The 15,988-nt window shown below is 46.4% G+C and carries 13 protein-coding genes; 3 read left to right on the forward strand and 10 right to left on the reverse strand.

Annotation, left to right across the window (positions count from 1 at the left end; translation table 11 throughout):
• Positions 1-21: 21 nt before the first annotated feature.
• Positions 22-2,976: an ExeM/NucH family extracellular endonuclease gene (locus tag ACYJZR_RS13960; protein WP_461715830.1), complete on the reverse strand. Its 2,955-nt coding sequence runs from the start codon at positions 2,974-2,976 to the stop codon at positions 22-24.
• 535 nt (positions 2,977-3,511) lie between these two features.
• On the opposite strand from ACYJZR_RS13960, the gene ACYJZR_RS13965 reads away from it, so the two are divergent.
• Positions 3,512-3,886 carry a hypothetical protein gene (locus tag ACYJZR_RS13965; RefSeq protein WP_042780492.1) on the forward strand — a complete coding sequence of 125 codons (375 nt, stop codon included), beginning with the start codon at positions 3,512-3,514 and terminating at the stop codon, positions 3,884-3,886.
• Between the two features lie 64 nt (positions 3,887-3,950).
• Here ACYJZR_RS13965 and trpS read toward each other — a convergent pair whose 3' ends face one another.
• The 5 genes from trpS to nsrR all read right to left on the reverse strand — a co-directional run bounded on the left by trpS (position 3,951) and on the right by nsrR (position 9,726).
• Positions 3,951-4,967, reverse strand: a complete 1,017-nt coding sequence (gene trpS / locus ACYJZR_RS13970) for a tryptophan--tRNA ligase (protein WP_005468382.1) — start codon at positions 4,965-4,967, stop codon at positions 3,951-3,953.
• 115 nt (positions 4,968-5,082) lie between these two features.
• Complete coding sequence (locus tag ACYJZR_RS13975; RefSeq protein WP_005496518.1) at positions 5,083-5,769, reverse strand: phosphoglycolate phosphatase; 687 nt, start codon at positions 5,767-5,769, stop codon at positions 5,083-5,085.
• A gap of 102 nt (positions 5,770-5,871) precedes the next feature.
• On the reverse strand, positions 5,872-6,615 hold the full coding sequence (gene rlmB, locus ACYJZR_RS13980; protein WP_005455666.1) for a 23S rRNA (guanosine(2251)-2'-O)-methyltransferase RlmB: 744 nt from the start codon (positions 6,613-6,615) through the stop codon (positions 5,872-5,874).
• Positions 6,616-6,677: 62 nt separating this feature from the next.
• The gene (gene rnr, locus ACYJZR_RS13985) at positions 6,678-9,185 is read right to left on the reverse strand and encodes a ribonuclease R (RefSeq protein WP_005480076.1); all 2,508 of its coding nucleotides are present in this window, start codon (positions 9,183-9,185) and stop codon (positions 6,678-6,680) included.
• 115 nt (positions 9,186-9,300) lie between these two features.
• Positions 9,301-9,726, reverse strand: a complete 426-nt coding sequence (gene nsrR / locus ACYJZR_RS13990) for a nitric oxide-sensing transcriptional repressor NsrR (RefSeq protein ID WP_005460673.1) — start codon at positions 9,724-9,726, stop codon at positions 9,301-9,303.
• Between the two features lie 158 nt (positions 9,727-9,884).
• On the opposite strand from nsrR, the gene hmpA reads away from it, so the two are divergent.
• Positions 9,885-11,069, forward strand: coding sequence for an NO-inducible flavohemoprotein (gene hmpA / locus ACYJZR_RS13995; RefSeq protein ID WP_063517908.1), 1,185 nt, complete (start codon positions 9,885-9,887; stop codon positions 11,067-11,069).
• 82 nt (positions 11,070-11,151) lie between these two features.
• Here the strand turns inward: hmpA and motX are convergent, their stop codons facing one another.
• Both motX and ACYJZR_RS14005 read right to left on the reverse strand, forming a co-directional pair.
• A complete protein-coding gene (gene motX, locus ACYJZR_RS14000) occupies positions 11,152-11,787 on the reverse strand; it encodes a flagellar protein MotX (protein ID WP_005496512.1) in 636 nt (211 codons plus the stop codon).
• A gap of 229 nt (positions 11,788-12,016) precedes the next feature.
• Positions 12,017-13,333: an adenylosuccinate synthase gene (locus tag ACYJZR_RS14005; RefSeq protein WP_193275136.1), complete on the reverse strand. Its 1,317-nt coding sequence runs from the start codon at positions 13,331-13,333 to the stop codon at positions 12,017-12,019.
• A 173-nt stretch (positions 13,334-13,506) separates the two neighbouring features.
• Here ACYJZR_RS14005 and ACYJZR_RS14010 point away from each other — a divergent pair, with 173 nt between their 5' ends.
• The gene (locus ACYJZR_RS14010) at positions 13,507-13,692 is read left to right on the forward strand and encodes a DUF2065 domain-containing protein (protein ID WP_005480030.1); all 186 of its coding nucleotides are present in this window, start codon (positions 13,507-13,509) and stop codon (positions 13,690-13,692) included.
• Positions 13,693-13,776: 84 nt separating this feature from the next.
• Here the strand turns inward: ACYJZR_RS14010 and hflC are convergent, their stop codons facing one another.
• Positions 13,777-14,757, reverse strand: a complete 981-nt coding sequence (hflC, locus tag ACYJZR_RS14015) for a protease modulator HflC (protein WP_005460668.1) — start codon at positions 14,755-14,757, stop codon at positions 13,777-13,779.
• Between the two features lie 2 nt (positions 14,758-14,759).
• Positions 14,760-15,962: an FtsH protease activity modulator HflK gene (gene hflK / locus ACYJZR_RS14020; protein WP_005460667.1), complete on the reverse strand. Its 1,203-nt coding sequence runs from the start codon at positions 15,960-15,962 to the stop codon at positions 14,760-14,762.
• Between the last annotated feature and the right edge of the window lie 26 nt (positions 15,963-15,988).

Raw genomic sequence — 15,988 nt, forward strand, 5'->3', positions numbered from 1 at the left:
TGTTTTTAGGACAGGAGTGGCTTAACGGCGGCGGCGGAACAAGCCAAGTCCAAGCATTGCTAGCAGTGCACCAACCCCAAACGAACCACCATCAGAGTCTTTCGAATCTGTGGTGCCCGTTTCAGGTTGAGTCATAGAGACTGCACGAGCAGAGCTAAACTTAACGACGTTGCCAGTCGAGTCTGTCACTTTCTCTTCCAGTTGGTAGTTACCTTGCTCTGGCGCCTGTTCAAACTCAACATTCACGCTGCGTGCTTTAATGTCCGTTTGATCTAAAGTCTTGCTCGCTGAGTAAACTTTTGCATCACTACTTACAGCGGCAGCTTGAGTCGCGACGGTTAAGCTAACAGTCACGATGTCACCTGCAACCGCATTTGGTGGCAAACGTACATCTACCGCTAAGTTTTCACCCGCTTTCGGTAAATCGATGTCCGTATCAGGTAAATCAATCGCGATGATCACAGGATCGTGGTCAGATGCCGAGAACGCATCTTTGTATTTCGGCATGTCACCTGTGTATTTGCTGCCGTACTCAAACAAATTACTTTCTAGTGAGTTAATGTGCCAATCTTCAATCGCTACCACTTTTTGCGCCAAACTGTTGCTTGCCAAGGCGTGGTCTAAATTGCCCAGCTCACCAGAATAGGTGTACGAGAACGTGTCTGTGCCATGCAGCAAGGTATTAAGGTTGTTCAGGCCGTAACCTTGTTTGATTTGCGTTTGCTCAACTTGCAACTCACCACCGTTGATTGTGGTGTAACCCGCTGTGTAGATATCACGTCCGTATTTCTCTTTCGAGTAATCAGTCAGTGTCAGTAGTGGATCTTCCATGCCATACGCATTGAGGTCCCCCATCAGCAACACATCGCCTTTCACGTCTTTCAACGCTTCACCCACTGCGTGCGCAGCAGAAACACGGAAGTTGTTACAGTTACCTTGCAGATCCGCAGGCTCCGAGTCTTCTACGCCGGCAATCCACTCTTCAATACATTCAGAACCTTTCGATTTGAAGTGGTTAACGACGATAGAAAGATCTTCACCGCTCTCTTGTACCGTGAAGGTTTGCAACAAGCTGTGGCGTTGGTATTTGTCGTACGCAGGGTTGCTCTCAGCACCATCTTTACGAGTAATGGTGTTTTCGGCAATGTGCTGCTCTGGCGTGAAGATCACTTTCGCCGCTTCTTTTGGCGTGACCACTTTCGCGCGGTACAAGATAGCAACCATGATCGCATCGCTTCCGAAGTACTCTTCTTGGTACTTGTCTTTATCTGCGATTTCAACGTAAGTGTAATGATCGTCTGCATCATCGATTTCCGCATTCAATGCATCCACCAAGTTTTGCACAGCACTGCCATCACCGAAGCCGTTATTCTCCACTTCCATCAAACCAATGATGTCAGCATCCATCTTATTCATCGCAGACACGATCTTCGCTTGTTGGATCAAGAACTCATCGTGATTCGTCGCTCCACGGTTTTGGCCTGTCGGGTTGTTGTTTCCGCTGTCTGCAACCGAAGTGAAGTAGTTAAGCACGTTAAAGCTTGCAACGCGTAAATCAGACTCTGCGATAGCTGGCGCCGCTTTACGCTCTACATCAAAACCATCACCCGTTGCCACAAAGTTAGTGTTGTTTACATCGTTCGTCGCGATCAGACGGTATTCGTTGTAGCTGTAATTCACTACGCCCTGTAAACCTTCAACGCGCGAACCTAAGCGAATGTGCTGTTCAGATGAACCGTCTTGATCCAAATCTTGACCAAACTCAGGGTAGTAAGGAATTTTGCCGTTCGGTGCTTTGGCATCAGATTCTAGGAAAACTCGATTCTCTGCATTTTGTTTTGCTAGCGCGACCGCTTCTGCACTGTCTGCTGCGTGAAGCTGAGTTGGCTTAAAGAGCGGAGCTTGGTGCGACAACATCATGTTGTTACGTTTTGAATCGTAATCGTAAGAGAAGTTGCGAGTAACAAACAAATCACTAGCTGAGTTCAGCGTCACTTGCATCCCTTCATGACGCTCTAATGCATCACGCAGAGTTTCGCCTTCTTTGATCACAAGCGGCGTCACCAATGGAATGTCTGACGTGCCAGTTTTTACATAGCTGGTTGCGTCAGAAGAAAGCTGAGTATTGCTGTAGTACTCCTGAACCTTACCTTTCACACAAACTACGTCACCAGGCTTTAGCTCGGTATCTGCGGCGTTCGTATGAATAAATAGACCTTCTGACGTCTTATCGTTGTTATCGTTCTCGATAGCTTGCAGGTAGAAGCCTTTCGTCAAACCGCTAGTAACAGCGCTCACAACACCAGTAACAAAATGCTCTTCTGTCGTAATGTATGGGTAACCATCGATAAATGGCGAAGAAGCACCTTCACCTTGAATGTCTTGAATGGATGTGAACGTTGGCGCGTGTCCATCCACTTCACACACAAATGCTGCAGGTGGCTCAGCTGCATTCAGCTCGCCCAAGCCATCAATGTTGTCTTTTGCTAACGTTGTCCATTGAGAAGATTGGAAAGTCGCAGAAGGCGTCAGTGCGTCACCGTTACGTACCAAAGTGGCGTCTTTGCCAAATGCTACACCACCCATCACGCCGACCATGTCGTGAACTTCACCATCTTTTAATAGTGCTAGAGGATCGTCACCATTAAAGTTCGCCACGTTTTTATCGGTCTGGTCAGCCACTGCTTTAATCGCATCGCTGGCATCGCCATGGGCAAGAACAAACACCTGCTTCGCTTGCAACGTTACTTGGCTCAAATCGATCTTGCTGCCCCAAGTGCCACCACCATTAGATGATTTCGCTAGCTCATAACCTGTTAGCGTGACTGCGGCATCACCAGTATTCGCGATCTCGACCGCTTTATTATACGAGCCACCTTCTACGTACTGGGAAATGATAATTTCTGCATTCGCGTTAGCGCTAAGCGCACTAGCGATGGTTAATGCAAGTATTGAGGGTTTGATTAACGTGTCCATTGTCGTACCTGATATTTATTTAAATGCAAACTAAGCTCCGATCAGAGCCTACCATTTGCGTCTACTATCAGGTTTATTTATGAAATAAATAAGAAAGAGCAGTAAAAGCCGTGAAATAAATCACATGTGAATCTATAAAAATATGCCAAAACAGCGCATTCAAACATATTTTGTAATAAATACAGTCCAGTAGTGCAGCAGGAAAGCAAAATTAGACTAATTGCTCAGTTTATTTTTCCATTCCATGTTATGGAATACATCAATACTTCCTTGGTACGCCAAGTTATTATTTCGAGCGCTTTCTTGCTTCATTAAATATAATTAATTACTAATTTAGAATATTGCTACTTTGGTTTCTTTCAGAATCTCGCTTGTTATTTACTCCCCCGCTTTGCGCATTCGCCATTTACACTTCAAATTTTTATCAATCAAAAATGATAAATTCCGACAACACAGTGGAGAAAAATATACACAAGCGTTATAAAACCAACGCGAGACAATAAGATCTCATCCATCATCTATCGTGGAAAAATCAATGAAAACAATTCAACGTATTGGGCTAGCTCTCTCCGCGTTTGGGCTTATGACGGGTTGTCAGCTAACATCTTCTGAACCGCTTTACCCAACCGCTAATCAAAAAACTATCCAATCAGCAAAATATGAGTTCAAGGGAATGGAAGAGTTTGAAGTCAGTGACGATGGTGTCATTTCTTTTCGTGCCCGCCTGCCTGGACCAGACTATTACTGGGAGCCATCTAAAATCAAACAGTTAAGTTACGAGATATCCTGTGTTTTCCTCACTAATTATGTGGATCGTGGGATGGTGGTGAAGTCTTCGTTTTTAGGCGCTCGTGGCCGCGTTGAGTACTATGATATGGAGCGCTGTATGGACAACACACCCTTCGAGTAATTTTCTCAGCACATAAAAAAAGCTCCACCGAAGTGGAGCTTTTTGGGTATTGGATTACTTGAGATTACGGACGAGCAACAAAACCAACAGCTTCGTATGCTTTTTTCAGTGTTTCCGCCGCGCGAGCCGATGCTTTCTCCGCGCCTTGCTTCATCACTTCATCCATAAACGCACGATCTGCACGAATACGACGGTATTCTTCTTGAATTGGCTCAAGCATCGCAACAACCGCTTCACCCACGTCTTTCTTGAATGGGCCGTACATTTCAACGCCTTTGTATTTCGCTTCAATCTCTTCAAAGCTCATGCCTGTCGCTGCAGAGTAAAGACCCATTAGGTTTGCAATACCCGCTTTGTTTTCAACATCATGGCGAATGCTTGGTGGCGTTTCGGTATCCGTTTGGGCTTTATTGATCTTCTTGATGATCGATTTCGGCTCTTCAAGCAGCGTGATAACGTTCTTACGGTTATCATCAGACTTCGACATTTTCTTAGTCGCATCTTGAAGGCTCATTACGCGCGCGTTAACCGTTGGAATGTATGGCTCAGGTACCGTGAAGATTGGGCTTTCTGGTGAGTAAATGTTGTTGAAACGCGTTGCGATATCACGCGCTAATTCTAGGTGCTGCTTCTGGTCGCTACCTACTGGCACTTGGTGTGCGCCGTAAAGCAGGATGTCTGCTGCCATTAGCACTGGGTAATCAAACAGACCCACGTTTACGTCGTTCGCGTAACGTGCAGACTTGTCTTTAAACTGAGTCATACGGCTCAGTTCACCCATTTGAGTGTAACAGTTAAGAAGCCAACCAAGTTGAGCATGCTCTGGTACGTGTGACTGAACAAATAGCGTGCTCTTCTTCGGATCAACACCAACTGCCAGACAGATCGCCAATGCGTCTAGAGTCGCTTCATGTAGGGCTTTAGGATCTTGGCGAACCGTAACCGCGTGAAGGTCTACAACACAGTATTGGCAATCATAATCGTCTTGCATCTGCTGCCATTGACGTAGAGCACCCAAGTAGTTACCGATACTTAGTTCACCTGACGGTTGAACACCACTCAATACGATGGGTTTGCTCATTAGAATGATTCCTTTGACTTCTTAATCTAATTAAAATGAAAAACCGTGCGGCTTTTAGCGCACGGTTTACTCAGTGTACTCATTAACAAGTATTTTGGAAGCTCTTTTGTTGCCGTTATGCAGAAACGGCTACTACTTCCAATAATTCAGATAAACTGTCTGCGACAAAATCTGGGTTTGAAGCTGAAATAGGCTCACCATGGTTGTAACCGTATGTTAAACCAAACGAAGCACAACCTGCGTTTTTCGCCGCAAGGATGTCATTCTTCGAGTCGCCAACCATCAGCATTTCGCTCGCTTTCACCTGATGTTTTTCCATCAACCAGTTCAGTGCGACTGGATTTGGTTTTTTCTCAGGGAATGCATCACCACCCAATACGTCCACAAAGTATTTTGCGATGCCATGTTGCTCTAGAATTTCTGGAACAAACTTCGATGGTTTGTTCGTTACAAGCGCCATCGTAAAGCCTGCCTGATGTAGCTCTTCTAGCGTCTCTTTTACTGTTGGGTAAAGATGGCTCAGCTGATGACCGCTTTGCGCGTAAAAGTCATCAAACAGCTCGCGTCCTTTTGCACGCAGCTCTTCACTAAGATCGCTACTGATGGTCATGCTTTGGCTTAGCGCGCGACCAATCAGGACGTCAGCACCGTTACCTACGTAATCACGTACTTGCTCTTCCGATACTGCAGGGTAACCCAAAGCTTGTACCGCTTGGTCTGCAGCAACGGCCAAATCAGGTACGCTGTCCAACAATGTGCCATCCAGATCGAACGCAATCAGTTTAATATCTTGTTGAGTCATAATTTCCCTAGCTAAAAATAACAAAGGATGGTTTCCCATCCTATGTGTTTGATTCTTCAAGCCACTAAGCCTTTGGGCTCAGTGACATATGGTCTCATTCGCTTACTTCGCAGCCAAGCGCTGACGAACTGCTTCGAATAAACAGATGCCTGATGCAACCGACACATTCAAACTTGATACGCTACCTGCCATTGGGATTTTAATCAAATCATCGCAAGTTTCTCGCGTTAGGCGGCGCATGCCATCACCTTCTGCGCCCATGACAATTGCCAGAGGACCAGTCAGTTTTGCTTGATAAATGTCGTGTGTCGCTTCACCCGCCGTACCCACGAACCAGATGCCCTGCTCTTGCAGAGTACGCATTGTGCGCGCTAGGTTGGTTACACGAATCAAAGGCACCACTTCTGCAGCGCCACAGGCTACTTTGCTTACTGTCGCATTCATTGGTGCTGATCGATCTTTAGGAACGATAATCGCAGCAACACCAGCAGCATCGGCGTTACGTAAACAGGCACCAAGGTTGTGAGGGTCAGTCACGCCATCCAACACCAATAGCAACGGTGTCTCATGCTGCGCTAGGATGTCGTCGATGTCGTTTTCGTTCAGCTGTTTTGCTGGTTTTACGCGCGCGATGATGCCTTGGTGGTTTGCACCATGTGCTTTGTCATCCAAGGTTTTACGCGTCATTTGTTGGATAGAAACACCACACACCTGCAAATCGTTCAAGATTGGCATTAGGCGATCGTCTTGGCGTCCTTTTAGAACGTACGCTTCAATAAAGCGTTCTGGTTCACGTTCCAATACCGCTTTCACGGCATGAATACCGTAAATAAATTCGTTACTCATTACTTAACCTGTTTCTGTGCTTCGCTCACCGCCAATCTGCAGTAACAGATTGGCGCTTCAGCCTACTGCGCGTCTTGCTTAGTGCGCTTGGTTTTCTTTGGCTTACTGTGTGGCTTTTTCTTGTGGGCTTTCTTCACCTTTGGCTTCTTTGCGCTATCGTCATCCCCACGTTTTGGCCCTTTGCGTTTACGGCCAGAATCCGTTTGTTCTGGGCGCTTAGTTGGCTCAATAGCAGGAACAGCGCGCGCTGTAGCACTTTCTTTTGATGAAGAACGTGTCGCCGCACGTTTTTTCTCTTTGGCTTTGCGTTTCGCTTCCGCAGCTCGTTTCTTAGCTGTCTTACCTTCGCCGCGTAGCTTACGACTTGTTTCGACCAATTCAAAGTCAATTTGCTTGTCATCTAGGTTAACAGCCAGCACTTTTACTTTGACCGCATCACCCAAACGATAGATGTTACCGAAGCTTTCACCGATAAGTCTTTGACCAATAGGATCAAACTGGTAGTAGTCGTTCGCAAGCGTTGAAATGTGCACCAAACCATCGATATGCAGATCGGTCAAACGCACGAAGAAGCCAAAACTGGTGACGTTAGCAATCACGCCTTCCAGCTCATCGCCGACGTGATCTTGCATGTATTCACACTTCAACCAATCCGCAACTTCACGCGTTGCATCATCAGCGCGGCGCTCTGTCATTGAACATTGTTCGCCGTAGAAGTCCATGTCATCGAATGAGTAATGGTAACCACCCGTTGGCGTCCAACGGTCTTGGTTGCGGCCTTCTTCTTTAGCGATCAAATACTTGATAGCACGGTGCAGCAACAAGTCTGGGTAACGACGAATTGGTGACGTAAAGTGCGCGTAACGCTTAAGCGCCAAACCGAAGTGGCCTGCGTTGTCCGCGTTGTACACCGCTTGCTTCATGGAGCGCAGTAGCATGGTTTGGATCAGCTCTTGGTCTTGACGACCTGCTATTTGACGCGCGAGATCGGCGTAGTCTGTTGGAGAAGGCTCTAAACCACCTTTCAACTCTAAACCTAGCTCACTTAGGAAATCGCGGAAGCCTTGCAAGCGCAGCTCACCCGGAGATTCGTGAATACGATACAGTGCAGGCTCTTTGGCTTTTTCTACCAACGATGCCGAGGCAATGTTAGCTAAGATCATACATTCTTCGATGATCTTATGCGCATCATTACGAATCACTGGCTCAATGCTTTCAATCTTGCGCTCAGCATTAAAAATGAATTTGGTTTCGACAGTTTCAAACTCAATCGCACCACGTTGATCACGCGCTTCTTTCAACACTTTGTACATCGCGTGCAACTCTTCAAGATGCGACACGAGTGGCTGGTAGCGTTCACGCAGTTCTTCATCACCTTCAAGAATCGCGCTCACTTTGCTGTATGTGAGACGAGCGTGGGAATTCATTACCGCTTCGTAGTGCTTGTAGCTTGAGAGCTTACCGCTTTCAGAAATGGTCATCTCACACACCATACACAAGCGATCCACTTGCGGGTTAAGCGAACACAAACCGTTTGAAAGCACTTCAGGCAACATTGGGACAACTTGCGATGGGAAGTACACAGAGTTACCACGGTTGATGGCTTCTTTGTCTAACGCTGAGTCTGGGCGCACGTAGTAGCTTACGTCTGCGATTGCGACCCAAAGACGCCAACCTCCATCTTTTTTCTTCTCACAGAAAACGGCGTCATCGAAGTCTCGCGCATCTTCACCGTCAATAGTAACAAGCGGCAATTCACGCAAATCAACACGGCCAACTTTCGCTTCTTCAGGGACTTCTTCGCCCAAGTTTACGATTTGTTTTTCGACCGCTTCTGGCCACTCATAAGGGATTTGATGAGTGCGAATTGCGATTTGTGTTTCCATACCTGGCGCCATATTTTCACCAAGAACTTCAACCACTTTACCCATCATGCCACGCGAGCGAGAACCACGATCGGTAATTTCAATCACCACGACGTTACCCATACGAGCGCCAGCTTTGTGCTCGTTCGGGATCAGAATATCTTGGCTGATGCGCGAATCATCCGGCACAACATATGAGTAGCCGTACTCAAGGAAGAAGCGGCCAACAATCTGGCTATTGCGCTCTTCAAGTACGCGAACTAAGCGACCTTCACGACGACCACGCTTGCTGTTGTCTGTTGGTTGCACCAGCACGAAATCACCATGAATGATGTTCTTCATTTGGTGATGTGGCAGCAAAATATCATCGTCCTTGCCGACGCTGCCTTCTGGACGTACCCAACCGTGACCATCTTTGTGGCCAATCACGTAACCTTTCACCATTTCAAGTTTTTCAGGCAATGCGTAGCACTGACGGCGGGTAAACACCAGTTGACCATCTCGTTCCATGGCACGTAAACGGCGGCGCAACCCTTCGTATTGCTCTTCGCCCGCTAACTTTAAAGCTTCGAACAAGTCATTGCGATTCATTGGTACGCCCGCTTGCTCAAGGAACTCGAGGATGAACTCTCGGCTTGGAATTGGATTTTCGTAATTTTGGGATTCACGATCTGCGAATGGATCGTTTGGAATATTGTCTGACATAGGCACGCCTATCTAGCAAGGAAGGTATAGAGCTAGTATATCTGAGTCTCTCGATAACCTACAGAATTGCTTTGAAAAAAGAATGATCGAGATCGACTCTGGAACTGCAAATAAACTAAGGGCGAGCAAGCAGGATCAAAAGCTCAGAGTTATCGCTCAGTAAGGATTCAATGGTGCACTCATCCAACTCGGCGAGGAAGGCACTTTTTGCTTTGGCAAGCTTATCTTTGAGGCGACATGCGGGGGTAATGTGGCAAAACTCCACCCCACAATTGACCAAATCTAACGGCTCCAAATCTCGCACGACACCACCAACGGTGATCTCAGACGCTGGCTTCATCAAGCGAATACCACCGTTTTTACCGCGCACGGTATGCACGTAGCCTAGCTGCCCTAAACGGTTGATTACTTTGACCATATGATTACGAGACACACCAAACAAATCCGTCACTTCGGTGATATTGGTCAGCTCATCTTTTGGCAATGATGCTAAGTAAATCAAGGTTCTCAGCGCGTAATCAGTAAAGCTCGTTAACTGCATGTTCTCTCCCAGAGTGCGACTTAATAGCTCAATGTCAGTGACGAAACAACTAACTTACGCTATCGACAAAAGTGTAAATCTTTTCTTGATCGAAAGATACATTTGAGATACAACTTTAAACATGCATTACAAATACAACTTAAAAATAGGAAGTTCTTATGCTCAGCAATCAAACCATTGAGATCGTGAAAGCGACCGCGCCACTAATCGCAGAAACAGGACCAAAACTGACCGCTCACTTCTATGACCGCATGTTTACTCACAACCCTGAGTTAAAAGACATTTTTAACATGAGCAACCAGCGTAATGGTGATCAGCGTGAAGCGCTATTCAATGCCATCTGTGCATACGCTGCTAACATTGAAAACTTGCCTGCTCTGCTTGGCGCTGTGGAGAAAATTGCGCATAAACACACCAGCTTTTTGATCACGAAAGATCAATATCAAATCGTAGGTAAACACTTGATCGCTACGATTGATGAGTTATTCAATCCGGGCCAAGAAGTTTTAAACGCGTGGGCTGAAGCTTATGGCGTATTGGCTAATGTATTTATCCAGCGCGAAGAACAAATCTATCAAGCAAATGCATCGCAAGAAGGTGGCTGGCGAGGGCTACGTGAGTTTGAGTTGGTTGGTAAACAATTGGAAAGTGAACACATTTGCAGTTTTGTTTTCAAACCGACGGATGGCAGTAAAGTGACGAAGTACAAGCCTGGGCAGTACCTCGGCATCTACATCAACAGCGATAAGTTTGAAAACCAAGAGATACGTCAATACAGCCTATCTTCTTCGGTTCAAGAGAACACTTACCGCATCTCCGTAAAACGTGAACAAGGCGGTAAAGTATCCAACTATCTGCACGATGAGCTAAACATCGGCGATAAAGTAAAACTCGCAGCGCCAGCGGGTGATTTCTTTATGGATGTAGACACCAATACACCAGTGGTGCTGATTTCTGCAGGTGTCGGCCTTACGCCAACACTGTCAATGCTAGAAAGCTTGACGGAACATCACGCGCCAGTGACTTGGGTACATGCAACAGAAAACAGCAAACACCACGCCTTTAAAGAGCACGTAAACCAGCTAGTCACGGCGAAAGAAAACATGAACGCGCTCATTTGGTATAACCAACCAACGGCAGAAGACAAGATAGGTGAAGACTTCCACTTTACCGGCTTTGTAAACCTGCATGAAATCGAAGCCGCACTCAAACAAGACAACGTACAAGTGTACTTCTGTGGTCCGGTGGGCTTTATGCAGCACGTCGCGAAACAGCTACAAGAACTTGGCGTCCCTGAGGAACAATTCCATTACGAATGCTTTGGCCCACATAAGGTGGTTTAAGCGCGTTCACCTATCGGGAAAACAACAAAGCCCACGAAGTGTGGGCTTTGTTGTATGAAGTTACCGAAAATTTTCTGGAGATCTACCAGAACATGTCACGCCTTTTTGCGCGTGCAATGATGTTTTGTGGCATACGCTGTTCTAGCCCACGCCTTAATACGGCAATGCGTTTGTGTTGACGCTGATCGGCGGTCACCGAGTTGTACAACCAGCGGTAAGCATCTTCATAGTCCAACGGACTACCGTAATCGCGTAGCAGCAATTCAGCCAGATGAATACGCGCGTTTAAATTACCCATAGAAGCGGCTTCACGCAAATACGGAATCGCACGCTCTTTGTCTTGTTGCACCAAAGTACCGCGCGAATAGTAACGCCCAATCTGCTCTAATGCCGCAGGTAAGCCTTGCTGCGCGGCATTTTCCATGTAGTAGAGCCCCAGCTCGACATCTTGCTCGACACATACGCCCCACGCCAACATGTCGCCATATAAGAACTCGTAAGCAGGCAAGTTAATTCGAGTCGCACGAGCTACGATATCTTCCACCAGCTGGCAGTTATCAGCGCGCACGCGTTGTAAATGCTTATTCTGCTCAATAAGCTTTATCAGTTCTGCTTCGGTGTAGATGGGGACTGGCGCGCCAACATCAGCAGCACTCGCTCGCACTGTTGTGGCAGACAGCATCAGTAACAGTGAAGCAGCCACTGTTCGTAACTTCATAAACGTACTCTTCAAGGTATCTGAGAAACCAAAGATCAGCCAAGGATCTCCTCTGCTTGATAAACTTATCGGCAATCAGCAGCTAAGCTTTAGACAATTTTTGCCTCTTCCTTAAGCTTAACGGCAATAACTTGCCATATGCAGATTATTTATCGCTGTGGGTATTTTTAGCTCAGATACAAAAAAGCCGACCTTGAGGTCGGCTTTTAAAATCTCTAACGAGTACTTATTAAGCTTCGAATGGGTGAACCTTAATGATAGTTTCGTTACGGTCTGGACCAGTTGAGATGATGTCTACTGGTACGCCCGTTAGCTCTTCGATACGTTTGATGTAGTTTAGAGCTGCTTGTGGTAGAGCATCTAGTGACTTAGCACCAAATGTGTTCTCAGACCAACCTGGCATTGTTTCGTAGATTGGCGTCGCTTTTTCGAATGCTTCAGCAGCCATTGGCGAAACTTCTAGTACAGAGCCATCTTCCATCTTGTAACCAGTACAGATTTTAAGCTCTTCTAGGCCATCTAGTACATCTAGCTTAGTTAGACAGAAACCAGATACAGAGTTGATTTGGATTGCACGACGCATAGCTACAGCATCGAACCAACCAGTACGACGTAGACGACCAGTGGTTGCGCCGAACTCGTGACCTACAGTACCTAGGTGCTTACCTACTAGGTCTTGCTTCTCTAGACCATCGTACAGTTCTGTTGGGAATGGACCTGCACCAACACGAGTACAGTACGCTTTCGCGATACCTAGAATGTAACCGATGTGGCGAGGACCGAAACCAGAACCTGCAGCAACACCACCAGCAGTCGTGTTAGAAGAAGTTACGTATGGGTAAGTACCGTGGTCGATATCAAGTAGTGTACCTTGCGCACCTTCGAACATGATCTTGTCGCCGCGCTTGCGTGCTGCGTCTAGTTCGTCAGTTACGTCGATAACCATTGAAGTTAGTAGCTCTGCGTAGCCTTTTGCTTCTTCAAGCACTGCTTCGTAGCTTACTGGCTCAGCTTTGTAGAAATTAACTAATTGGAAGTTGTGGTATTCCATAACTTCTTTAAGTTTCTCTGCGAAAGCTTCCATATCGAATAGGTCGCCAACGCGTAGACCGCGACGAGCAACTTTATCTTCGTATGCTGGACCGATACCACGGCCAGTTGTACCGATAGCTTTTTTACCGCGAGCGATTTCGCGAGCTTGGTCCATTGCAACGTGGTAAGGAAGAATTAGAGGACATGCTTCAGAAATGAAAAGACGTTCGCGTACTGGAATACCACGCTCTTCAAGAGGTTTCATTTCTTTAAGTAGAGCTTCAGGTGATAGTACAACACCGTTACCGATAACACATTTTACGTTATCGCGAAGGATACCTGATGGAATTAAGTGAAGAACGGTTTTTTCACCGTCAATTACAAGAGTGTGACCTGCGTTGTGACCGCCTTGGTAGCGCACCACGTATTTTGCATCTTCAGTTAAAAGGTCTACAATTTTACCTTTACCTTCGTCACCCCATTGGGTGCCTAGAACGACTACGTTATTTCCCATCTTTCCAAGTCTGATTGCTAGTTAAAAATGGATTCTAGCACCGAATCGCAATTCTTGCAGTCATTTTTTGTTCACAGAGTTGATACCAGAATGTAATCTCATCAACGCTGTACATTTCGAAATCAATACATCACTGATAATATTTACTTTTCTAAATTCGACTGGAAATCTTTATGTCTGACTCTATTTGGCTAGCGATTGGACTTGTTTTAATTGTCGAAGGCATAGGCCCTTTGATCGCGCCAAACGGCTGGCGAAACATGGTGGCACAGCTGAGTGAACAACCGGACAACCAGCTACGGCGCATTGGTGGCTGCCTTGTGGTGGCGGGAGCCGTCATCGCATTTATGATGAGCTAATGTTTGGTGGCATACCAAAACCAACGGTACAACCGATACAAAAAAGGCTCCTTACGGAGCCTTTTTAGATTTCAGATGGTTCGCTTATTCAGCTTTCGCACCTTTCGCGTTATTCATGTACTGGAAGAAGTCACTCTTCGGATCCAGAACAAGAATGTCGTTCTTAGAGCTGAATGATTTTTCGTATGCTCTTAGAGAACGTAGGAAGCTGAAGAACTCAGGATCTTTGTTGTATGCATTCGCATAGATCTTCGCCGCTTCTGCATCCGCTTCACCGCGTGTAACACGAGCGGTTTTATCCGCTTCTGCAAGAATGGTTGCTACTTCAAGTTCCGCTTGTGCACGAATGATTTCTGCTTTCTCACGACCTTGAGAACGGTGCTTACGAGCTACCGACTCACGCTCAGCGCGCATACGACGGTAAATCGACTCACTGATTTCATCAGGAAGGTTGATTTTCTTCATACGGAAATCGACAACACGAACACCCAAGTCTTTCATTGCACTTTCACGAGTATCTCGCAGTACATCCGACATGATTAGGTCACGTTCACCATCAATTTCTAACGCTTCACGTGCCGCTTCTGTGTTCACTTCATCACTGCTTGCGTCTTCTGGTAGCACGTCATCATTACGTGGACCAGAAACGATTTGCTTGATTTCACGAGCACCGATTTCAGAACGAAGTACGTCTGTGACTTTACGCTCAAGAAGTGCTTCAGCTGTCAGAGAGTTACCACCGCCTGTTGCTAGGTAGTAACGGCCGAAGTCTTCAATACGCCATTTCACGTACGAATCGATGATAACGTCTTTTTTCTCTGACGTTACGAAACGGTCAGCACGTCCATCCATCGTTTGAATACGAGCATCTAACTGCTTCACGCGATCAAACAGTGGCATTTTGAAATGCAGACCCGGCTCATAAATTCGAGTGATGTCGTTGTTGTCTTTAAGAACACGACCAAATCGAACCACAATACCGCGCTCACCTTCAGGAATCACAAACAGAGACATCAGCATCAATGCTAGTGCGATTACCAGTACAGGGATCATTAACTTACGCATTCTTAGTATCTCCCTTGACGTGTACCTGTTGAACGAGACTGCGTGTTCGATGTTTCTTCTTGTGTACGCTCAGACTCTAGTTGAATGTGATCGTAGGTTGAAGAAGATTTCGATTTACGTTTAGTGTCTGTTTGGCCTTCTTGACCTGCCAATTTATCGATTGGTAGGTACAAAAGGTTGCCGCTTGATTCAGAGTCAATCAACACTTTAGATGTGTTGGTGTAAACCTCTTCCATCGCGTCAATGTACAGACGGTCACGTGTTACGCCAGGAGCCGCTTGGTATTCAGGTAGTAGTTTTTCAAACTGTGCTACTTGACCTAATGCTTCGTTAGTTACACGCTCGTTGTAACCTTGAGCTTCTTTCTTCAAACGTTCAGCACGACCCGTTGCCTTCGGCAAGATTTCGTTCTTGTAAGCTTCTGCTTCACGGATGAAACGCTCTTCATCCTCACGCGCAGCAATCGCGTCATCAAACGCATCTTTTACTTGCTCTGGCGGACGTGCAGACTGGAAGTTCACGTCAACAATCACCAGACCCATATCATAGCTATCGATGATTTGGTTTAGTGTTTCTTGAGTGCTTTGACGAATTTGCTGACGACCACTGGTTAGAATGCTATCCATTAGTGAATCACCAATTACCGCACGTAGCGCAGAGTCTGTTGCTTGACGCAAGCTATCATCTGCATTGGTCACGCGGTATAGGTATTTGTATGGGTCAGCAACTCGGTATTGAACGTCCATTGCAACCGTTACTACGTTTTCATCTTTCGTCAGCATTAGACCAGATGCACGTAGTGAGCGAATCGCTTGTACGTTAACCGCTTCGTATTCATCAATAAAACGAGGACGCCAGTTAAGGCCTGGGTCTACGATACGATCGTATTTACCTAAACGCAGTACAACACCACGCTCTGCTTCACCGATGGTGTAAAAACCAGCGAAAATCCACACCGCAATTGCAATGATCGCAATGACACCAAAGCCAATTGCACCACCGCCACCGCCGATAGAGGAACCACCGCCGCCTTTTTTACCAAACTTGCCACCCAGCTTTTGACTCAGTTTGTTGAACACTTCATCTAAATCTGGCGGACCTTGATCTCGGCCACCAGGACGCTGGCCACCACGATTATTATTACCCCAAGGGTCATTATCGCGGCCATTGTTGCCGTTGTTATTTCCAGGCTCATTCCACGCCATTAGAAAGCTCCATCATTTGATATGAC

It is taken from the genome of Vibrio sp. RC2502 (assembly GCF_054850435.1).